Source organism: Sphingomonas sp. LY54 (genome assembly GCF_035594035.1).
Lineage (GTDB): Bacteria > Pseudomonadota > Alphaproteobacteria > Sphingomonadales > Sphingomonadaceae > Allosphingosinicella.
In genome coordinates this window covers 1643904-1661354 of sequence record NZ_CP141588.1, presented here as the reverse complement: position 1 = coordinate 1661354, position 17451 = coordinate 1643904, and the positions used below count along the sequence as shown (strand labels likewise).

Annotated in this window: 17 protein-coding genes; 7 read left to right on the top strand and 10 right to left on the bottom strand. The window is 67.5% G+C overall.

Translation table 11 applies throughout. The features are described from left to right. Window positions 1-140: 140 nt before the first annotated feature. The 5 genes from rpmF to SH591_RS08375 all read left to right on the top strand — a co-directional run bounded on the left by rpmF (window position 141) and on the right by SH591_RS08375 (window position 3213). Window positions 141-320, top strand: a complete 180-nt coding sequence (gene rpmF / locus SH591_RS08395; RefSeq protein ID WP_322831093.1) for a 50S ribosomal protein L32 — start codon at window positions 141-143, stop codon at window positions 318-320. Window positions 321-340: 20 nt separating this feature from the next. Beyond that, the gene (gene plsX / locus SH591_RS08390) at window positions 341-1390 is read left to right on the top strand and encodes a phosphate acyltransferase PlsX (protein WP_324748734.1); all 1050 of its coding nucleotides are present in this window, start codon (window positions 341-343) and stop codon (window positions 1388-1390) included. Further along, on the top strand, window positions 1387-2349 hold the full coding sequence (locus SH591_RS08385) for a beta-ketoacyl-ACP synthase III (protein WP_324748733.1): 963 nt from the start codon (window positions 1387-1389) through the stop codon (window positions 2347-2349). Before plsX ends, SH591_RS08385 begins: the two co-directional genes overlap by 4 nt. Window positions 2350-2519: 170 nt before the next feature. Beyond that, window positions 2520-2843: an integration host factor subunit alpha gene (locus SH591_RS08380; protein WP_322831090.1), complete on the top strand. Its 324-nt coding sequence runs from the start codon at window positions 2520-2522 to the stop codon at window positions 2841-2843. Between the two features lie 4 nt (window positions 2844-2847). After that, window positions 2848-3213, top strand: a complete 366-nt coding sequence (locus SH591_RS08375; RefSeq protein ID WP_324748732.1) for a MerR family transcriptional regulator — start codon at window positions 2848-2850, stop codon at window positions 3211-3213. Between the two features lie 12 nt (window positions 3214-3225). Here the strand turns inward: SH591_RS08375 and SH591_RS08370 are convergent, their stop codons facing one another. Genes SH591_RS08370 through SH591_RS08360 form a run of 3 tightly spaced genes read right to left on the bottom strand, consistent with a single transcriptional unit; the run spans window position 3226 to window position 7113 of the window. After that, entirely contained in the window at window positions 3226-3771 is a 546-nt protein-coding gene (locus SH591_RS08370) for a SixA phosphatase family protein (protein ID WP_324748731.1), read from the bottom strand. After that, the gene (locus SH591_RS08365; RefSeq protein ID WP_324748730.1) at window positions 3768-6497 is read right to left on the bottom strand and encodes an ATP-dependent DNA helicase; all 2730 of its coding nucleotides are present in this window, start codon (window positions 6495-6497) and stop codon (window positions 3768-3770) included. The genes SH591_RS08370 and SH591_RS08365 overlap by 4 nt, the downstream gene beginning before the upstream one ends. 43 nt (window positions 6498-6540) lie before the next feature. Next, the gene (locus tag SH591_RS08360; RefSeq protein WP_324748729.1) at window positions 6541-7113 is read right to left on the bottom strand and encodes a Uma2 family endonuclease; all 573 of its coding nucleotides are present in this window, start codon (window positions 7111-7113) and stop codon (window positions 6541-6543) included. Window positions 7114-7165: 52 nt separating this feature from the next. Between SH591_RS08360 and SH591_RS08355 the strand changes: the two genes are divergently transcribed. Then, window positions 7166-8758 (top strand): lysine--tRNA ligase, encoded by a 1593-nt coding sequence (locus SH591_RS08355; protein ID WP_324748728.1) that lies wholly within the window; start codon window positions 7166-7168, stop codon window positions 8756-8758. 180 nt (window positions 8759-8938) lie between these two features. On the opposite strand, the gene SH591_RS08350 is transcribed toward SH591_RS08355, so the two are convergent. From SH591_RS08350 to SH591_RS08320, 7 genes are all read right to left on the bottom strand, one after another. Next, window positions 8939-10753: a DUF885 domain-containing protein gene (locus SH591_RS08350; protein ID WP_324748727.1), complete on the bottom strand. Its 1815-nt coding sequence runs from the start codon at window positions 10751-10753 to the stop codon at window positions 8939-8941. A 59-nt stretch (window positions 10754-10812) separates the two neighbouring features. After that, on the bottom strand, window positions 10813-12657 hold the full coding sequence (locus tag SH591_RS08345; RefSeq protein ID WP_324748726.1) for a DUF885 domain-containing protein: 1845 nt from the start codon (window positions 12655-12657) through the stop codon (window positions 10813-10815). A 128-nt stretch (window positions 12658-12785) separates the two neighbouring features. After that, window positions 12786-13280 carry a DUF1090 family protein gene (locus SH591_RS08340; protein ID WP_322831082.1) on the bottom strand — a complete coding sequence of 165 codons (495 nt, stop codon included), beginning with the start codon at window positions 13278-13280 and terminating at the stop codon, window positions 12786-12788. A gap of 127 nt (window positions 13281-13407) precedes the next feature. Next, the gene (locus tag SH591_RS08335) at window positions 13408-14046 is read right to left on the bottom strand and encodes a prolyl hydroxylase family protein (protein WP_324748725.1); all 639 of its coding nucleotides are present in this window, start codon (window positions 14044-14046) and stop codon (window positions 13408-13410) included. 10 nt (window positions 14047-14056) lie between these two features. Further along, window positions 14057-15328 (bottom strand): metal-dependent hydrolase family protein, encoded by a 1272-nt coding sequence (locus tag SH591_RS08330; RefSeq protein WP_324748724.1) that lies wholly within the window; start codon window positions 15326-15328, stop codon window positions 14057-14059. A gap of 119 nt (window positions 15329-15447) precedes the next feature. Further along, complete coding sequence (locus tag SH591_RS08325; RefSeq protein WP_324748723.1) at window positions 15448-16299, bottom strand: RcnB family protein; 852 nt, start codon at window positions 16297-16299, stop codon at window positions 15448-15450. Window positions 16300-16442: 143 nt separating this feature from the next. After that, a complete protein-coding gene (locus SH591_RS08320) occupies window positions 16443-17000 on the bottom strand; it encodes a (2Fe-2S)-binding protein (RefSeq protein WP_324748722.1) in 558 nt (185 codons plus the stop codon). Between the two features lie 210 nt (window positions 17001-17210). On the opposite strand from SH591_RS08320, the gene rpsU reads away from it, so the two are divergent. After that, complete coding sequence (gene rpsU, locus SH591_RS08315; RefSeq protein WP_106640311.1) at window positions 17211-17417, top strand: 30S ribosomal protein S21; 207 nt, start codon at window positions 17211-17213, stop codon at window positions 17415-17417. The last annotated feature ends 34 nt before the right edge of the window (window positions 17418-17451 follow it).

The window sequence follows — 17451 nt, the reverse complement described above, 5'->3', positions numbered from 1 at the left end:
TGCAACAGCGGGGAAATTCGCTATAGGCGGCAACGCTCAGAGCGAGCACCCGGCCGCCATGGCCCGCGGCCAATGCGGTCGTTGACCGATTGGCGCCGCAGTTCGCGACCCTTAGACTATCGATTGGAATAGGTGCCAGGATGGCCGTCCCTAAGAGAAAAACTTCGCCCTCGAAGCGCAACATGCGCCGCAGCCACGACGCGCTGACCCCGGTGAACTATCAGGAATGCCCGAATTGTGGCGAACTGCGCCTTCCGCACAATCTGTGCAGCGGCTGCGGTCACTATAACGGCCGCGAAGTCCTGCCGGTCGAAGCCTAACACATTCCGGGAGCGAGACGTTGGGCAGCACGCCACGGATCGCAATCGACGCGATGGGTGGCGATACCGGCCCGGCCGTCATGTTGGCCGGAGCCGCGCGTGCCTTTCGTCGCCGTGCCGATCTCCAATTCCTCGTCTTCGGTGACGAGCCGCTGATTCGCGCCGAGCTCGGCAAGCATCCGCAGCTCGCTCCGGCGGTCGAGATCGTCCATTGCGACGACGTGATCGGCTCCGAAGAGAAGCCGAGCCTGGCGCTGCGCCGCGCCAAGACCAGCTCGCTCGGCCGCGCGATCAACGCCGTCAAGAGCGGCGACGCCAACGCCGCCTTGTCGGCCGGCAATACCGGCGCGATGATGGCGATGGCCAAGGTGGCGCTGCGCACGATGAAGGGCATCGACCGCCCGGCGCTGGCGGCCTTGCTGCCCTCGCTTGGCGAGAACGATCTCGTCATGCTCGATCTCGGCGCGAACACCGAGTGCGACACCCAGAATCTGATCCAGTTCGCGGTGATGGGCGCCGCTTATTCGCGCGTCGTCCTCGATATCGAGAAGCCGCGCGTGCGCCTGCTCAACATCGGCACCGAGGAACTGAAGGGCACCGAGCAGCTCAAGGAGGCTGCGGCCGCCCTGCGCGAGGCCGATTACCTGCGCATGCGCTTCGACGGCTTCACCGAAGGCGACAAATTGTCCCGCGGCGATGTCGACGTCGTCGTGACCGACGGCTTCTCGGGAAATATCGCGCTCAAGACGGCGGAGGGCACCGCCCGCTTCGTCACCGACCTGCTGCGCCGCGCGTTCACCAGCAGCCTGCGCTCGAAAGCGGGCTTCATGCTCTCCAAACCGGCGCTCCACATGCTCAAGGTCCATCTCGACCCCAATAACCACAATGGCGCGGTCTTCCTCGGCCTCAACGGTCTGGTCGTGAAGAGCCATGGCGGCGCCGACGAAAAGGGCATTGCCAACGCGATCCGCGTCGCCGCCCGCATGGTCCGCGAGGACCTGACCCGCAAGATTATCGAGGATCTCGACAACATCGCCCAGCACCGCGCCGCGCGCGAGGCAGCGAAATGAGCCGCCGTTCGATCATCATCGGCACCGGTTCCGCGCTGCCGCGGCGCCGCGTGACCAATGCCGAGCTCGCCGAGCGCGTCGACACCACCCACGAATGGATCGTCGAGCGGACCGGCATCCAGGCCCGCCACATCGCCGCCGACGGCGAGACGACCGCGACGCTGGCGACCGAAGCCGCCCGCAAGGCCCTCGACGCCGCCGGGATCGAGGCCGGCCAGATCGGCCTGATCGTGCTCGCAACGGCCACGCCCGACCAGACCTTCCCGGCCAGCGCCACCCGCGTCCAGACCGCGCTCGGCATCAACGACTGTATCGCCTTCGACGTCGCGGCCGTCTGCACCGGCTTCCTCTACGCGCTGTCGGTCGCCGACAACATGATCAAGGGCGGCATGGCCGATTACGCGCTCGTGATCGGGTCCGAGACGTTCAGCCGCATCCTCGACTGGGAAGACCGCACGACCTGCGTCCTGTTCGGCGACGGCGCCGGCGCGCTCGTCCTGAAGGCCGAGGAGACCGGGGATCGCGGCATCCTCGCCACCCGCCTGCACGCCGACGGCCGTCACAACGACCTGCTGTTCGTCGACGGCGGCGTCTCGACCACGGGGACGGTCGGCAAGCTGCGCATGAAGGGCAAGGAAGTGTTCCGCCACGCGGTGGTAAACCTCGCCGACGTACTCAAGGAAACGCTGGAGGCCGCCGGCCACACGCCCGAAGAGGTCGACTGGGTCGTGCCGCACCAGGCCAACAAGCGCATCCTCGACGCCACCGCCAAGAAGCTCGGCCTTCCGCCCGAGAAAGTGGTCGTGACGGTCGACCAGCATGCCAACACTTCGGCCGCTTCGGTGCCGCTGGCGCTGGATACCGCCGTCCGCGACGGGCGCATCAAGAAGGACGACCTCCTCGTCCTCGAGGCTATGGGCGGCGGCTTTACTTGGGGTGCTGCCGTAATCCGCTATTGACGATTCGATTGCGAAACGATCTTCTGCGCTGCGAGTCGGATGCGGCCAGCAGAGGTCGGGGGGCATCGACATGCGGTTTACCGCTATTGACGGCCGCCCGCCGCAATGCTGATTGCGCCCGACCCTAAGCTATATTATTGTTTTCAACTTATTCCTGGGAGGGGAATGCCATGGCGGACGCAGGTACGATCCGGAAGCCGCAAGCCGGAACGTTGACGCGGGCCGACCTAGCGGACGTTGTCCATCAGGAAATCGGTCTCTCGCGCGCCGATTCGGCCGGCATCGTCGAACGCATCCTCCATCATATGTGCCATGCCCTGTCGCAGGGCGAGAACGTCAAGATCTCCGGCTTCGGCAGCTTCATCCTCCGCGACAAGGGCGAGCGCGTCGGGCGCAACCCGAAGACCGGCGTCGAAGTCCCGATCGCGCCCCGCCGCGTACTGACCTTCCGTGCCAGTCAGATCATGCGCGAGCGGATCGTAGACGGCGACTGAGGCGGTGGCGGACGCGCCCCGCAAGAGCGAGCAGGCCTTCCGCACGATCGGCGAGCTGGCGGACGAACTCGGGGTTCCGCAGCACATCCTGCGCTATTGGGAAACGCGCTTCCCGCAGCTCAAGCCGCTGCAGCGCGCCGGCAATCGGCGTTATTATCGCCCGGGCGACGTCGCTTTGGCCCACCGCATCCACAGCCTGCTGAACCGCGACGGCTATACGATCCGCGGCGTCCAGCAATTGCTCGCCGCTGGCGACGGCGAGCCGGCTACGGCCGCCGCTCTCGCCCCAGCTGCTCCTACTGGCCGGGCCTTTCCGGCCGACGAACTGCGCGCGCTGCGCAAGAGCCTCAAGGACGCGCTCGAAGGCTGAGCGGCCCTGGCCTCAATGCGTGTCTTCGTCCGGGCCGAGATCGGGATCGAGGTCGCGCGGGCGGATGAAGCGCGCGACCCGGCCGATGCCTTCGGCGACGTCCCACCAATGTTCGACCGGCAGGCTGATCTCGGCCAGGGTCGCGGTCGGATATTTGATCAGGATCTCCGCGCGCAGGCGGTCGTCGCCGGCGCCGGTGAGCAGCAGGGCGAGCTGCTCGAGGCCGGGATTGTGGCCGACGATGAGCAGCCGCTCGGCGCTGTCGTCCACCTCGTGGATCACGTCGAGCAGGGTGCCCGTGGAGGCGAGATAGACCCGCTGGTCGTAATCGGGCGCGATCTTCTGCCCATAGCCATCGGACACGTCGTCCAGCGTCTCGATCACGCGCACGGCGGGCGAGGCGACGATCGCGTCGAACGCCAGGCCCTGGGCCTTCATCTCGCGGCCGATCGTCCGCGCAGCCTTGCGGCCGCGCTTGTTGAGCGGTCGGTCGAAGTCGCGGGGAACATCATCGTGCCAGCTCGACTTGGCGTGGCGCAGCAGCGTCAGCGTCTTCATTGCGTCCCTTCGCGGGCTTCCTCTTCTGCCGCCTGATGCCCCAAAGCGGGAGCCGTTGAAAGGCCCGAGCGCACCCGCTCGATCGCTTCGGCCAGCCCGACGCGCCGGATCGCGACTCCGGGCGGGAAGGCGGTGAGCAGCCGCGACGGCGTCGCCGCGGAAAGCAGGACGAACACGCCCTTGTCCTCGCTGCGCCGGATCAAGCGGCCGAACGCCTGGGCGAGCCGGGCGCGGACGACGCGGTCGTCATAGGCCGATCCACCGCCGACCGCGCGGCGGGCGGCATGCAGCACGGTCGGGCGCGGCCAGGGCACGCCCTCCATCACCACCAGGCGCAGAGAATGGCCGGGCACGTCGACGCCGTCCCTGAGCGCGTCGGTGCCGAGCAAGGAGGCGCGGGGATCGTCGCGGAAGATGTCGACGAGGGTGCCAGTGTCGATCGGATCGACATGCTGGGCGAAGAGCGGCAGGCCGGCGCGGGCAAGGCGGTCGGCGATGCGGGCATGGACCGCCTTCAGCCGCTGTATCGCCGTGAACAGGCCGAGCGTCCCGCCCTCCGCCGCCTCGATCAGCCGCGCATAGGCGCCGGCCAGCTGGGCGACGTCGCCGCGCTTCAGGTCGGTGACGATCAGCACCTCGCTGTTGGCGGCGTAATCGAACGGGCTCTCTGCGCTGAAATGCTCCACCGCATGATCGAGGTGGACGGCGCCGGTGCGGGCGTCGGCGGCGTCCCAGCCTTCCGAATTCCGCAAAGTCGCCGAAGTGACGACCACGCCATGGGCGGGCTTCAGGACGGCGTCGGCGAGCGGGCGGGTGGGATCGAGCCAGCGGCGGTGGAGGCCGATATCGAATTCGCGCCCGTCGACCCGCTCGACCGCGAGCCAGTCGACGAAATCGGGATCGGCCGGGCCGCCGATGCGCGCGCCGAGCGCGATCCAGGCGTTGAGCGACTGGACGCGCCAGGTGAGGCCGCCGATCGCGCCTTCGATCCGCGCGCGGGCCTGGGCGTCGAGCCAGTCGGGTGCGTCCTCCAGCACCGCCTCGAGCCTTTTGCCGAGCGCGACCAGCGGACGCAGCAGCGCCTCCATCGCCTCGACCGCGGGCGCGGCCGCCTCGACGATCGCGCCGTCGAGCTCGGCCATCTCGGTTTCGAGGCCGTAGCCGGCGTCCTGCGCCGAGGCGCGGGCGTAAACGGTGCCGCGCACGGCGGCGAGCAGCTTCTCGAGCGGGCCGAACGGCATCCCTTCGGCGATGCGCTGCAGCCAGCCGTCGCCAGTCAAAAGCCCCGCCGCCTGCACCGCCGCTTCGAGCGCCGCGGCGCCGGCCTCGTCATAGGACGCCACGTCGGTGAGGCGCGCGGCAAGACCGCGGCGGCGGCCGCGCGACTTGCCTTCCGGGCCGATCAGCCAGCGGCGCAGCTCGATCGTCTCCTGCCCGGTCAGCGCCGTCGCGAACGTCGAATCGGCGGCGTCGAACAGATGGTGGCCTTCGTCGAACACGATCCGGGTCGGCGCATTTCCGGCGTCGCGGCCGCGCGCGGCGTTGACCATGACGAGCGCGTGGTTGGCGATGACGAGGTCCGCGTCCTGGCTGGCGCGGGTCGAGCGCTCGATGAAGCATTTCCGGTAATGCGGGCAGCCGGCATACACGCATTCGCCGCGCCGGTCGGTGAGCGCGGTCGCGCCGGCGCGACGGAACAGGGTCGGCAGCCAGCCCGGCATGTCGCCGCCGACCATGTCGCCGTCCTTGCTGTAGGCGGCCCAGCGCGCCACCAATTGGGCGAGGATCGCGGCGCGGCCCGCAAAGCCGCCCTGCAGCGCGTCCTCGAGATTGAGCAGGCAGAGATAGTTCTCACGGCCCTTGCGCACGACGATGCGGCGCTTGCGCTCCTGCGCGTCGGGGAAGATGCGCGCGCCCTCGCGGTCGAGCTGGCGCTGCAGCGCCTTGGTGTAGGTCGAGACCCACACCGCGCCGTCGGCCTTCTCCGCCCACAAGGATGCGGGGGCGAGATAGCCCAAAGTCTTGCCGATGCCGGTCCCCGCTTCGGCAAGGAGGAGGTTGGGCTGCCCGTCCAGCTTGCGCGGCGCGAAGGCGGATGCGGCGGTGGCGGCATAATCGCGCTGGCCCTCGCGCGCCTCGGCGCCGCGCCCGGTGAGTCCGGCGAGCCGCTCGACGGCTTCCTCGGGAGCGATGCGCACCGCCTTGGGCTGCGGCCGCGGCGGCTTCTCCTCCCATTCGGGGAGTCGCGAGAACAGCCAGCGTTCGTCGCGCTCGGGGCGCTTCAGCCGCTCGGCCACGGCCGGGGCCCAGGCCCAGCGCAGCCGATAGAGCGATTGGGCCGAAGCCCAGGCGCCCTCGCGCTCCGGCCAGTCGGCGACCGCCATGCGATCGAGCAAGACGGCGGCGGCCTTGAGCAGGAAGGAAGCGGCCTCGCCGTCATCTCTCGGCGGGGCGAGGCCGAGCGCGTGGGCGAACCCCTTGGGCGTCGGCACCGCGAAGCGCGCCGGAAAGACGAAGGCGAACAGTTCGAGCAGGTCGAGACCGGAGAGATCGGGGTAGCCGAGCCGCTGCCCGACCAGCGGCGCGTTGAGCATGATCAGCGGCGTCTCGGCGGCGCGGCCGATCGCCTCGCCGCGGCCGAGCGCGCGGGTCTCGCCGTCCGGAGTCGCGATCCAGATGCCGCCATGGGTTGCGTAGAGCGCGGGATAGAGGAGCGGAGTAGCCACGCCGGACCTTAGCCGCGATCGGAACAGATCGGCAACGCCGGAGTCAGACCAGTCCGTCCGTCTCCACGAAAAGACCGGGGATCGTCAGGCTCTCCGCGCGCTCGCCGATCTGAACGGAACGGTGGTTGCCGTAACCCGCCTCCGACGGCGCCCAGAACTGATGGAGCGTTACCGCCGGAATCTCGACCACCCAATACTCGGGAACGCGATGCTTGGCGTAGAGCGCGAGCTTGTCCTTGAGGTCGAATGCCGCGGAGGAATCGGAAACCTCCGCGATAAGCGCGACCGACTCGAGAGGGGTATAGCCGCTGCCTCTGGCGGCGTCCGTGACAATGATGTCGGGCTCAGGAGCGCTGAACGGCGGCATGGCGACCGTAGGCTCCGATTGCGGCAGGTAGCGCGAGCCAAGCTCCTCCAGCGCCCGACGCAATCTGTAGGTGAGTTCGTTCTTGGCGAAGGAATGCGGCCGAAACTGCCCCTGCATGGCGTAGATCGCCCCCTCGATCAGCTCCGTCTTGGCGTAGCCGTCGAACGCGCCGGAGCGGTCGAGCAGTTCGAACTGCTCGATCGTGAGCTTCACCGGCTGCGGCACGTTGATCGGCTCGACGACGGTCATATCGTTTCCATATCACCTTGCGCGCGGCGGGCGAAGTCGCGAAGAGGCGGGCATGTCCACGCCCACCGTCCCGCAAGAACTCCGCGACGCCGCTCTGGTGTCCAAGGCCTGGCCCTATGAAGAAGCGCGCAAGCTGCTGAAACGCTATCCGAACGGCCCGGACAAGCCGATCGTCTTCGAGACCGGCTACGGTCCGTCGGGGCTGCCGCATCTCGGCACCTTCCAGGAAGTGGCGCGCACCTTGATGGTCCGCCATGCGCTGACCGAGATGGTCGACTGGCCGACCCGGCTGATCGCCTTCTCCGACGACATGGACGGCATGCGCAAGGTGCCGCCGGGCGTGCCGCACCAGGACATGATGCACGAGCATCTCGACCAGCCGCTGTCGCGCGTGCCGGACCCGTTCGGCTGCGGTCACAAGAGCTACGCCGATCATAACAACAATCTGCTCCGGCAATTCCTCGACCGGTTCGGTTTCGATTACGAGTTCATGGCTTCGTCCGACTGCTACAATGGAGGCCGGTTCGACGAGGCGCTGCGGCAGGTGCTGCGCAAATATGACGACATCATGGGCGTCATGCTGCCGACTTTGCGCGAGGAACGCCGCCAGACCTATTCGCCGATCCTCCCGATCAGCCCGATCAACTCCAGGGTGCTGCAGGTGCCGGTCGAGGTGGTCGATGCGGAGGCCGGCATGGTCCGCTACACCGATCCCGCCAGCGGCGAGAGCGGCGAGAGCGTCGAGCAGTCGGTGCTGGGCGGCGGCGCCAAGCTGCAGTGGAAGGTCGACTGGGCGATGCGCTGGGTCGCGCTCGGCGTCGATTACGAGATGTCCGGCAAGGACCTGATCGACTCGGTCACGCAAAGCTCCAAGATCGCGCGCGTGCTCGGCGCGCGACCGCCGGAGGGGTTCAATTACGAGCTCTTCCTCGACGAGAATGGCGAGAAGATCTCCAAGACCAGGGGCAACGGCGTCACGCTCGACGAATGGCTGACCTATGCGCCGGAGGAAAGCCTGGCTTTCTACCTCTACCGCGAGCCCAAGAAGGCCAAGCAGCTTTCGTTCGGGATCATCCCGAAGGCCGTCGACGAATATCAGCAGTTTCTCGCCGCCTATCCCGACCAGCCCTGGGACAAGCGCCTCGGCAACCCGGTCCACCATGTCCATGCCGGCAAGGTGCCGCCGGCGCGGATGCCGCTGACCTTCGCGCTATTGCTCAATCTGGTCGGCGTCGCATCGACCGACGACAAGGACCTGCTCTGGGCCTTCGTGAAGCGTTACGCGCCCGACGTCGCGCGCGACACCCATCCCGAGCTGGACGCATTGATCGGCTTCGCGGCGACCTATTTCCGCGACTTCGTGAAGGATTCGCTGAAGCGCCGCGCGCCCGACGCGACCGAAGCGGCGGCGTTGCGCGACCTCGACGCGCGTCTCGCGGCTCTACCGGCCGACGCCACCGCCGAGGCGATCCAGGACGAGGTCTACGAGGTCGGCAAGTCCCACCCGTTCGAAAGCCTGCGCGACTGGTTCAAGGCGCTCTACGAGACCCTGCTCGGCACCAGCCAAGGGCCGCGCATGGGCAGCTTCATCGCGCTCTACGGCATCGACAACAGCCGCAAGCTGATCGCCGAAGCTTTGGCCTGACCGGCCGGTAGCGGCCGAAAAGCCACAGTCTTCCGGGGATCGAACCGGGGCCGGTTCGTATGGCAACCGCGGGCGCGGTCGCGCGTTTCCCGCTGCGGTCCACCCCTTTCGGACTGATGATCGGCGCTCTGCACCGCATCGGCCGCGTCGCCGCCTCTGGCGCGGCGCGGCCAAGGGTGGTTAGCCGCGCTTGCTGGCGATCCAGTCGTCGATCTTGGTCTCCAGCACCGCCAGCGGCAGCGCGCCGGTGCCAAGCACCTGCTCGTGGAATTCGCGAATATCGAAACGAGGCCCAAGCGCCTGCTCCGCGCGGGCGCGCAGCTCGCTGATCTTGAGCTGGCCGATCTTGTAGGCCAGCGCCTGGCCTGGCATCGCGATGTAGCGCTCGGTCTCGGCGGTAGCGTTGCTGCGGCCGCGCGAGCTGTTGTCGAGGATATACCGGATCGTCTGGTCGCGGCTCCAGCCCTTGGAATGGATGCCGGTGTCGACGACCAGCCGTATCGCGCGGAACAGCTGCGAATCGAGATAGCCGAAATATTGGTAGGGATCGGTGTAGACGCCGAGTTCCTTGCCTAAAGTCTCGGCATAGAGGCCCCAGCCTTCGACATAGGCGGTGTTGCCGCCGAAACGCTGGAAGTTGGGCAGCGCTTCATTCTCCTGCGCGAGGCTGATCTGGAAATGGTGTCCGGGCGCGCCTTCGTGGAGATAGAGCGTCTCCATGCCGGGCGTGGTGCGCGACGGCAGATCGTAGGCGTTGAAATAGAAGACGCCGGGCCGCGATCCGTCCGGCGTACCGGGATTGTAGGAGCCGCGGGCGGCGCCCTTCTCGGTGAGGGCGGGCACGGGGCGGATCTCGAGCGGCGCCCTGGGCAAAGTCGAGAAGAGCCTGGGCAGAGTAGCGTCGAGGCGCTTGCCGATCGCGACATAGCCCTGCTGCAGCGCCTCGCGCGAGGCCGGCTTGAATTTCGGATCGGTGCGGATGTGCTCGAAGAATTCCTTGAGGGTGCCTTTGAAGCCGACCTGCGCCTTCACCTCCTCCATTTCGGCATGGATCAAGGCGACGTTGTCGAGCCCGATCCTGTGGATCTGGTCGGGTGTCATCTTGGTCGTGGTGCTGGTCTCGACCAGATAGGAATAGAGCGCGGGCCCGCTTTTCATGTCGCCGAGGCCGACGCTCGTGCGGGCCTGCGGCAGATAGTCCGTCTTGATGAAGTCGCGCAGCCGGGTCAGCGCCGGCCGGATGTCGTCGCGGATCGTCGCGGCATAAGCGGCCTTGAGCCGGGCCTGGCCGGCGGCAGGGATCTCGGCCGGGAAGTTGGCGGCGGGGCGGTAGAAGCTGCTGCCCTCGACGCCCTCGACGAGCATCGCGTCGAGTTGTTCGACGACATTGTCCATCACCAGCTTCGGCTGGACGATGCCGGCGGCGATGCCCTGTTTCATCCGCGCGATCGATCCGTCGACCATGCGCACGAAATCGGGCACGCGCTTCAGGCCGTTCTCATAATCGGCGACCGTCTTGTAGGGCGCGACGCCCTCGCCCGAGCTCAATTCTGCGAAATTGGCGTGGAAGCCGCGGAAATGATCGATCGGCCGGACCGCGCTGGCGAGGAAGATCTCGCCTTCGAGCCCGCGCAGGTCGATCTCGCGCTGCCATTTGAACACGTCGTAGGAGACCCGCTCGCTGGGCGAGAGCGCCTCGCGATCGATGCGGGCGAGCGCGGCAAGCTCGCTGCGCGCCGCCTTGCGCTCGGCGTCATAATAAGCGTCGCTGACATAGTCGCCGTAGCGGTCGGCATAGCGCATGTCGCCGCGGTAGAGGCCGGCGACCGGGTTGCGCTCGAGATTGCCCTGGTCGCTCGCGGCGAACAAAGCGGCGAGCGCCTGCGACGGGCTCTCCGCGGCGGCGGCCGTGGCGGGTGCGACGGTTGCGGGGGTCTGCGCGCAACCGGCGAGCAAAGTGGCGGCACCGCACAGGAGCAAGCCGAGGGTCTTCATGTCTGCGAACCTTTCGAAGGGAGGGCGCCGCTCCCGGGCGGGAGCGGCGCTTCAAGGGATCAGGCCTGCTTGGTCGCGATCCAGTCGTCGATCTTCTTTTCCAGCGCGGTGAGCGGCAGCGCGCCGGTCATCAGCACCCGCTCGTGGAACTCGCGGATATCGAACTTGGGCCCGAGCGCCTTCTCGGCGCGGGCGCGCAGCTCGAGGATCTTGAGCTGGCCCATCTTGTAGGCGAGCGCCTGGCCCGGAATCGCGATGTAGCGCTCCACCTCGGCGGTGGCGTCGGTTTTGCCCATCGAACTGTTGTCGAGCATGTATTTGATCGCCTGATCGCGGGTCCAGCCCTTGGCGTGGATGCCGCTGTCGACCACCAGCCGCATCGCGCGCAGCATCTCGTCGTCGAGGCCGCCGAAACGCTGGTAGGGGTCGGTTTCCATGCCGAGCTCGTCCCACAGGGTCTCGGCGTAGAGGCCCCAGCCCTCGGAGAAGGCGGTGTTGCCGCCGAACCGCATGAAATTGGGCAGCGCCTCATTCTCCTGGGCGAGGCTGATCTGGAAATGGTGCCCCGGCGCGCCCTCGTGCAGGTAGAGCGTTTCCATCCCCGGCGTCGTCCGCGACGGCAGATCGTAGGTGTTGTAGTAGAAGACGCCCGGGCGCGATCCGTCCGGCGTGCCCGACTGGTACGAGCCGCCGGCATCGGTCTTCTCGCGATAATCCGGCACCGGCCGGATCTCGAGCGCGGTCTTGGGCAGGGTCGAGAAGAGCTTGCCGATCCGCGAATCGACGGTCTTGCCGATCTCGTAATAGCGGGCGGTCATCCACTCCTTGGACGCGGGCTTGAACTTCGGGTCGGTGCGGATGTGCTCGAAGAATTGCGCCAGCGTCCCCTTGAAGCCGACCTTGTTCTTGATCGTCTCCATTTCGCCGCGGATGCGGGCGACCTCGCTGAGGCCGAGATTGTGGACATAGTCGGCGGTGAGCGGCAGCGTCGTATTCTGCTCGATCAGGAAATTGTAGAGCGCCGGGCCGCCCTTCATGTGGACGAGACCCACGCCGTCGCGCGACACCGGCAGATATTCGTTCTTCAGAAAGTCGCGCAGGCGCGTCAGCGCCGGCCGGATCTCGTCGCGGATGACGGCGGCATGGGCCGCGCGCAGCCGCGCCTGATCGGCGGCGGACATCCCGTCGGGGAATTTCTTGACCGGGCCGTAGAAGGTCGAGCCCTCGACGCCCTGGTTGAGCTGCAGGTTGAGCTGGTCGACCATGTTCTGGACGACCAGCTTGGGCTGGACCACGCCGGACTGCATGCCCTCGCGGAAGCGGCCGATCGCGCGGTCGATCAGCACCGGATATTGGTGGTGGCGCTTGAGGTTGTCCTCATAGTCCTTGACCGTCTTGAAGGGCGCCGCGCCCTGGCCCGAGGCGAGATCGGGATAGAAGGTGTGGAAGCCGAAGAAATGGTCGATCGGCCGCACCGCGGTCAGCGCCAGCATGTCCGGAGCGAGCGCGCGCAGGCCCATCTCGGTCTGCGAGCGGAAGACGTCGTAGGCGATCTGGTCGGTGGGGTTGAGTGCGCTGCGATCGATGGCCGCGAGCTGCGCCAGCTCCTTCTCGCCGGCCGCGCGTTCGGCATTGTAATAAGCGTCGGTGATGCCGTCGCCGAGCTGGTCGGCGTAGCGCATGTCGCCGCGGAACAGGGCATTGATCGGATTGCGGCGGAGATTGTCCTCGTCGCTCTGCTTGAACAGAGCGTGCAATTGCTCGGAAGCGCTCGCCTGGCTGGCCGCGGATGTGGCAGCGGGTGCCGGAGCGGCGTCCCGCGCGGGCGCCGTATCGGTGGTGGCGCAGGCGGCGAGCAGCAAGATGCACGCGGTCGCCGCGAGCAGGGGCGCTTTCGAGGTCATTGATATCCTTCCCGATTGTGTGTTGTCCTTCTAATACGCGCGCCGGGGCCGGGCAAGCGAGCGCCGCAACGAAAAACGGCCCGGAGCATCGCCCTGGGCCGCCTTCACTCGCTGGGCGAGATGAGCCGTTACCAGAAGAAGTTGCGGATCACCTCGACGACCCGGCCGCGGCGGACGTCGACCAGCAGGACGTCGTCATAATGCCGCACCCAGCGCAGGCCCGGGCGCGCGGCCGGCAGGCGGTAGCGATAGGGGTCGGCGATCACGTAGCGCGAGCCGTAATAGCCGTTCCCGATCGCCAGCCCCGGACGGAAGGTCCGGTAGGCGAAGGGCGAGCGAAAGTGGCCGCGCGCATAGAGCTGGCGATTGCCCTGGCGATACTGGCGCCAGTCGCGGCGATCCTGCCGGTCCTCGCGCAGTTCGCGGCGCGCCTCGCGCACGTCGCGACGCTCCCTGCGGATGTCGTGGCGATCGCCACTGCGCTGCGCCTGGCGCAGATCGCGCTGCTCCTCGCGCACGTCGCGGCGGTCGCGCTGGATCTCGGCGCGGGACTGGGCCGCTGCCGGGGCAGCGGCGGGAAGGACGGTGGCGGCCATCAGGCCCATGATGATCAGTTTACGCATGACACGGACTCTCACGCGTCGGTCATAGCCTCGAACCATCCGGGGCCCTGCCGACATGAGCCGCTTGTGACAGGGACGAACTGAACCGTGCTCGAATGCGTCGGTCAGCAACCAGAAAGGCGGGCGGTCACGTCCAGGGGCGCTCGCGATACCATTTCGTGATGATATATTTCACGCCGGCCTCGACCGGCATGCCCTGGTGGACCGAAAGGTCGTTGGGCTCGCCTGCGGGATCGAGGTTGTTCCAGGCGAGGAGGTTGCCGCGGCGCGGCGCCACCTTGATGCCGGCCTTGGGAAAGAAGGTCTGGCCGCCCGCCTCGGGCTTGTTGAGGAACACCATCGCGGTCCAGGTGCGCTGGCCCCCATTCTTCTCCTGTGCCGGCCAATAGGGCTCGCTGGTGAAGAAGAAATCGTGGTGCGGCTTGAACTGCTGCCCGACGGCGTAGCGCTGCCCCTGGATGGTCTCGCCATGGGCGGGCTGGATGCCCATCAGGCCCGCGATCTTGGCTTCGACCGCCTGCACCGCGGGGTTGCGCGGATCGAGGTTGCAGCTCTCGCTGGTCCGAAATTCGGGATCGGGATGATCGGCGAGCAATTGCGAGGGCTGGCGGCCGACGTCGATCAACGCGATCAGGGCTTCGCATTCCGCCGCATCGAGGAAGCCGGGCACGACGAAGATGTCGAGGCCGGTGGCAGGGAGCTTGAGCGCACCCGGGGTGCGGCCGAGCCGGTCCCGAACCCATGATCCGATCTCGGCCTTGTACATGTTTTTCGGCTCAATCGACGGTGCGGCCGCGCACCATGACATAATCGACCTTTTCGAGGATGCGAACATTCTCGAGCGGGTCGCCGGTGACGGCGATGATGTCGGCCGAATAGCCCGGCGCGATGCGGCCGACCTGATCGTCGAGGCCGACCAGCTTCGCCGCGGAAGTGGTCGCGGAAACGAGCGCCTCGCGTGGCGTCATGCCCGTCTTCTCGATGAGCTGGGCAAACTCCTCGGCATTGCGGCCGTGCTCGGACACCGCCGAGTCGGTTCCGAACACCACCGGAATCCCCGCCGCACGGGCGGCGCGGGCCGCCTTGCCGACCTCGTTCAGCGTCATCCGGACCTTGGCCGCCACCGCCGGGGTGAAGCCGCCCTTCTCCAGCGTCTCGCGGATGCCCGTATAGGCCATCAGGGTCGGGACCAGCACGGTCCCCGAGGCCTTCATCGCCTGGATCGCCTTGGCATCGGCGAAAGTGCCGTGCTCGATCGAATCGACGCCCGCGCGCGCCGCAGCCTCGACGCCGCGCGCGCTGTGGGCGTGCGCCGCGACCTTGAGGCCGAGCGAATGGGCGGTGTCGACGATCGCCTTCATCTCGTCGTCGGTGAAATGCTGGCCCAGGCCGCGGGCCTGCTGCGATAGCACGCCGCCGGTGGCGGTGATCTTGACGAAATCGGCGCCGGCGCGCGAGGCCTCGCGGACGCGGGCGGCGCATTCGGCGGCCCCGGTGCACGTATTGCCAGCCGCGAGCGCGTTGACGACTTCGGGCCGGAAGCCGGTGATATCGCCATGGCCGCCGATGATGGAGACGCCGGCGCCGGCCGCGACGACGCGGGGACCGACAATCTTGTCCTCGGCGATCGCGCGGCGCAGGGCGAACCCGACCTCGGGCGCCGAGCCGCAGTCGCGCACGGTCGTGAAACCGGCGAGCGCCGTAATGCGGGCGTTCTTGGCGCCCACCAGGGTTGCATATTCGTCCGTGTCGACGGCCTCCCGCCAGAAATCGCCGCCTGGATCGCCGGAGAGGTGGACGTGGGTGTCGATCAGGCCTGGGAGGACGGTCTTGCCGGAAAGGTCGACGAGGCGCGCGCCGGCCGGGGCGGGCGTCAGGCCGGAAGCGACCGCGGTGATGCGACCGTCGACGATGGTGATGGTCGAAGGCCCCGAAGCCGGCTTCGCGGGGTCTGCGATCAGCCGCCCGGCGTGGACGACCACGGTCTCGGCGGCGGCGGGAGTGGCTGAAATTGCGAGCGAAAGGACGACGGCCAAGCGAGACAACATGCACACACCCCTGTTCTGGAGGCGCGATGCTGCTTCATGTCTGCGCCCGTTGACAAGCGAAAAGCCCGGGACGTCGTTCGGACGCCCCGGGCTTCGCTGTCAGGCTTCGTGCCGGCTTCTTACCAGAAGAAGTCGTAGATCACGTCGACCACTTCGCCGGTGTAGAGATCGACCAGTAGCACGTCGTCGTAATAACGGACCCAGCGGGTGCCGTCATAAGCCGGCGGCAGGCGATACTGCCACGGATCGCTGATCCAGTAGCGGTCGGCATAGAAAGCCGAGCCCAGCGTCAGGCCGATCGAGAAGCGGCTGTAATTGTAGTTGCGGTAGGGCGCGTAATAGCGGCCGGGACGGAAGATGTTCCGGTTCGTATAACGATAGCCCTGCCAGTCGTAGCGATTGTCGTTGCGCCAGTTCCGGTTCCAGTTCCGGCCCGAATCGTTGCGGCCGTTGCGCCAGTCGCCGCGGCGGTCGCCCCGACGATCGTTGCCCCAGTCGCGCCGGTCTTCGCGGCGATCCTGCCTCACCTCGCGGCGCTGCTCCGCGGTACCGTAGCGCAGCGCATTCTCGCGTGCCGTCCGGTCGTAGCGGCGCTGGTGCTCGCGCAGGTTCGGGTCGTTGCGCGGCCCGGTCCAGCCGGTGGTGATGCGGTTGCCGTCACGCTGGCCGCGCTGGGCCTGCTGCTGGCGTTCACCGCGGCGCTGCTGCTGCGCTTCGGCGCCACGCTGGCGCTGCTGCTGCTGCGCTTCTGCGCTGCGCTGGCGCTGCGGCGCCGGCACGGCCTGCTGCGTGCGCTGCTGGCTAGCAGAGTCGCGCTGCTGGCGCACCGCGGCCCGCTGCTCGGCATTGCCGTAACGCTGCTGGTTGCGCTGCTCGAGCCGCTGATAATGTTCGACCGCACGCTGCTGCTTGGCAGTACGCGGCTGTTCGGCAGTCTGCGCGGCGACCGGGGTCGCCATCGTGGCTGCCATCAAAAGTCCAATCAACGCTCTACGCATCGAAGTCTCCAACTCCCCGGTCAGGCGAAAAGCCGCCTCCGGTCTATGCCGCGACATGTGCACCCTGCAGGATGAGCCGTTGCTGAACTCGATTGCAAGCCTTTGGAAAGGAAAGGCTAGTCCGATCTGGGGCGAACGGCGGGGGCTTGAAGCGAGGGCACCTGGCGAGCGGCGTCGGCGGGATCGATTCCGGGCGGCGGGGCGGCCGAGATCTGCTCCTGCCCGGCCTTGGCGCGGGCGGCGCGGCGAATCGCGCCGCGGATTCGGGGATAGACGCCGCAGCGGCACAGATTCGTGATCGCGGCGTCCATGTCGGCATCGGTCGGATTCGCATTCTTGGCGATCAGGGCGGCGGCCGCCATGATCATGCCGGGAATGCAATAGCCGCATTGCGGCACTGATTCGGCGACGAACGCCTGCTGGATCGGGTGGGACCGATCGCGCGAGAGGCCCTCGATCGTCGTCACGAAGCTGCCTTCGATGTCGCCGATCCGGACCACGCAGCTCGGCCGGGCGGCGCCGTCGATATGGACGATGCAGGCGCCGCAATGGCCGGTGCCGCAGCCATATTTGGTGCCGGTGAGGTTGGAAGCGTCGCGCAGGGCCCAGAGCAGGGGCGTATCCGGATCCATCCGGTAGGATACGGGCTGGCCGTTGACGGTGAAGCGCGACATGGCCTTGCTTTACCGGCGCAGCGCGCGGCAAGGGAAGCCCCGAACGGCCCTTTACGGCTTGAAAGTCGTTATCGCCGCTGGTATCGGGCCCCGTCGACGGCGCGGGTAGAGTTCTCGCGACGAACCTAATTTTATGGTATTTATCGCTTTTTAGCGGTCGCTGTATGAGACCGCGTGCAACCTTTTTGATTCGGAGAGTGACGACCGCTTATGCAAATCATCGTTCGCGACAATAATGTCGACCAGGCGCTGCGAGCGCTCAAGAAGAAGCTGCAGCGTGAAGGCGTCTATCGCGAGATGAAGCTCCGTCGTCATTACGAGAAGCCCTCGGAAAAGCGCGCGCGTGAGCGTGCTGCCGCCGTGCGCCGCGCCCGCAAGCTGGAGCGCAAGCGGATGGAGCGCGACGGCGTCCGCTAAGCGGCGCTTGCTTCCGAACGATGCGGCGGCGATA

What these genes read in the sequence shown, in the direction of transcription:
- SH591_RS08345 (WP_324748726.1), bottom strand. Translation starts at nt 12,657, where the DNA reads ATGACCTCGAAAGCGCCCCTGCTCGCGGCGACCGCGTGCATCTTGCTG.
- SH591_RS08385 (WP_324748733.1), top strand. Translation starts at nt 1,387, where the DNA reads ATGAGCCGCCGTTCGATCATCATCGGCACCGGTTCCGCGCTGCCGCGG.
- SH591_RS08340 (WP_322831082.1), bottom strand. Translation starts at nt 13,280, where the DNA reads ATGCGTAAACTGATCATCATGGGCCTGATGGCCGCCACCGTCCTTCCC.
- SH591_RS08355 (WP_324748728.1), top strand. Translation starts at nt 7,166, where the DNA reads ATGTCCACGCCCACCGTCCCGCAAGAACTCCGCGACGCCGCTCTGGTG.
- rpmF (WP_322831093.1), top strand. Translation starts at nt 141, where the DNA reads ATGGCCGTCCCTAAGAGAAAAACTTCGCCCTCGAAGCGCAACATGCGC.
- SH591_RS08320 (WP_324748722.1), bottom strand. Translation starts at nt 17,000, where the DNA reads ATGTCGCGCTTCACCGTCAACGGCCAGCCCGTATCCTACCGGATGGAT.
- SH591_RS08380 (WP_322831090.1), top strand. Translation starts at nt 2,520, where the DNA reads ATGGCGGACGCAGGTACGATCCGGAAGCCGCAAGCCGGAACGTTGACG.
- SH591_RS08325 (WP_324748723.1), bottom strand. Translation starts at nt 16,299, where the DNA reads ATGGCAGCCACGATGGCGACCCCGGTCGCCGCGCAGACTGCCGAACAG.
- SH591_RS08370 (WP_324748731.1), bottom strand. Translation starts at nt 3,771, where the DNA reads ATGAAGACGCTGACGCTGCTGCGCCACGCCAAGTCGAGCTGGCACGAT.
- SH591_RS08330 (WP_324748724.1), bottom strand. Translation starts at nt 15,328, where the DNA reads ATGTTGTCTCGCTTGGCCGTCGTCCTTTCGCTCGCAATTTCAGCCACT.
- SH591_RS08335 (WP_324748725.1), bottom strand. Translation starts at nt 14,046, where the DNA reads ATGTACAAGGCCGAGATCGGATCATGGGTTCGGGACCGGCTCGGCCGC.
- SH591_RS08360 (WP_324748729.1), bottom strand. Translation starts at nt 7,113, where the DNA reads ATGACCGTCGTCGAGCCGATCAACGTGCCGCAGCCGGTGAAGCTCACG.
- SH591_RS08350 (WP_324748727.1), bottom strand. Translation starts at nt 10,753, where the DNA reads ATGAAGACCCTCGGCTTGCTCCTGTGCGGTGCCGCCACTTTGCTCGCC.
- rpsU (WP_106640311.1), top strand. Translation starts at nt 17,211, where the DNA reads ATGCAAATCATCGTTCGCGACAATAATGTCGACCAGGCGCTGCGAGCG.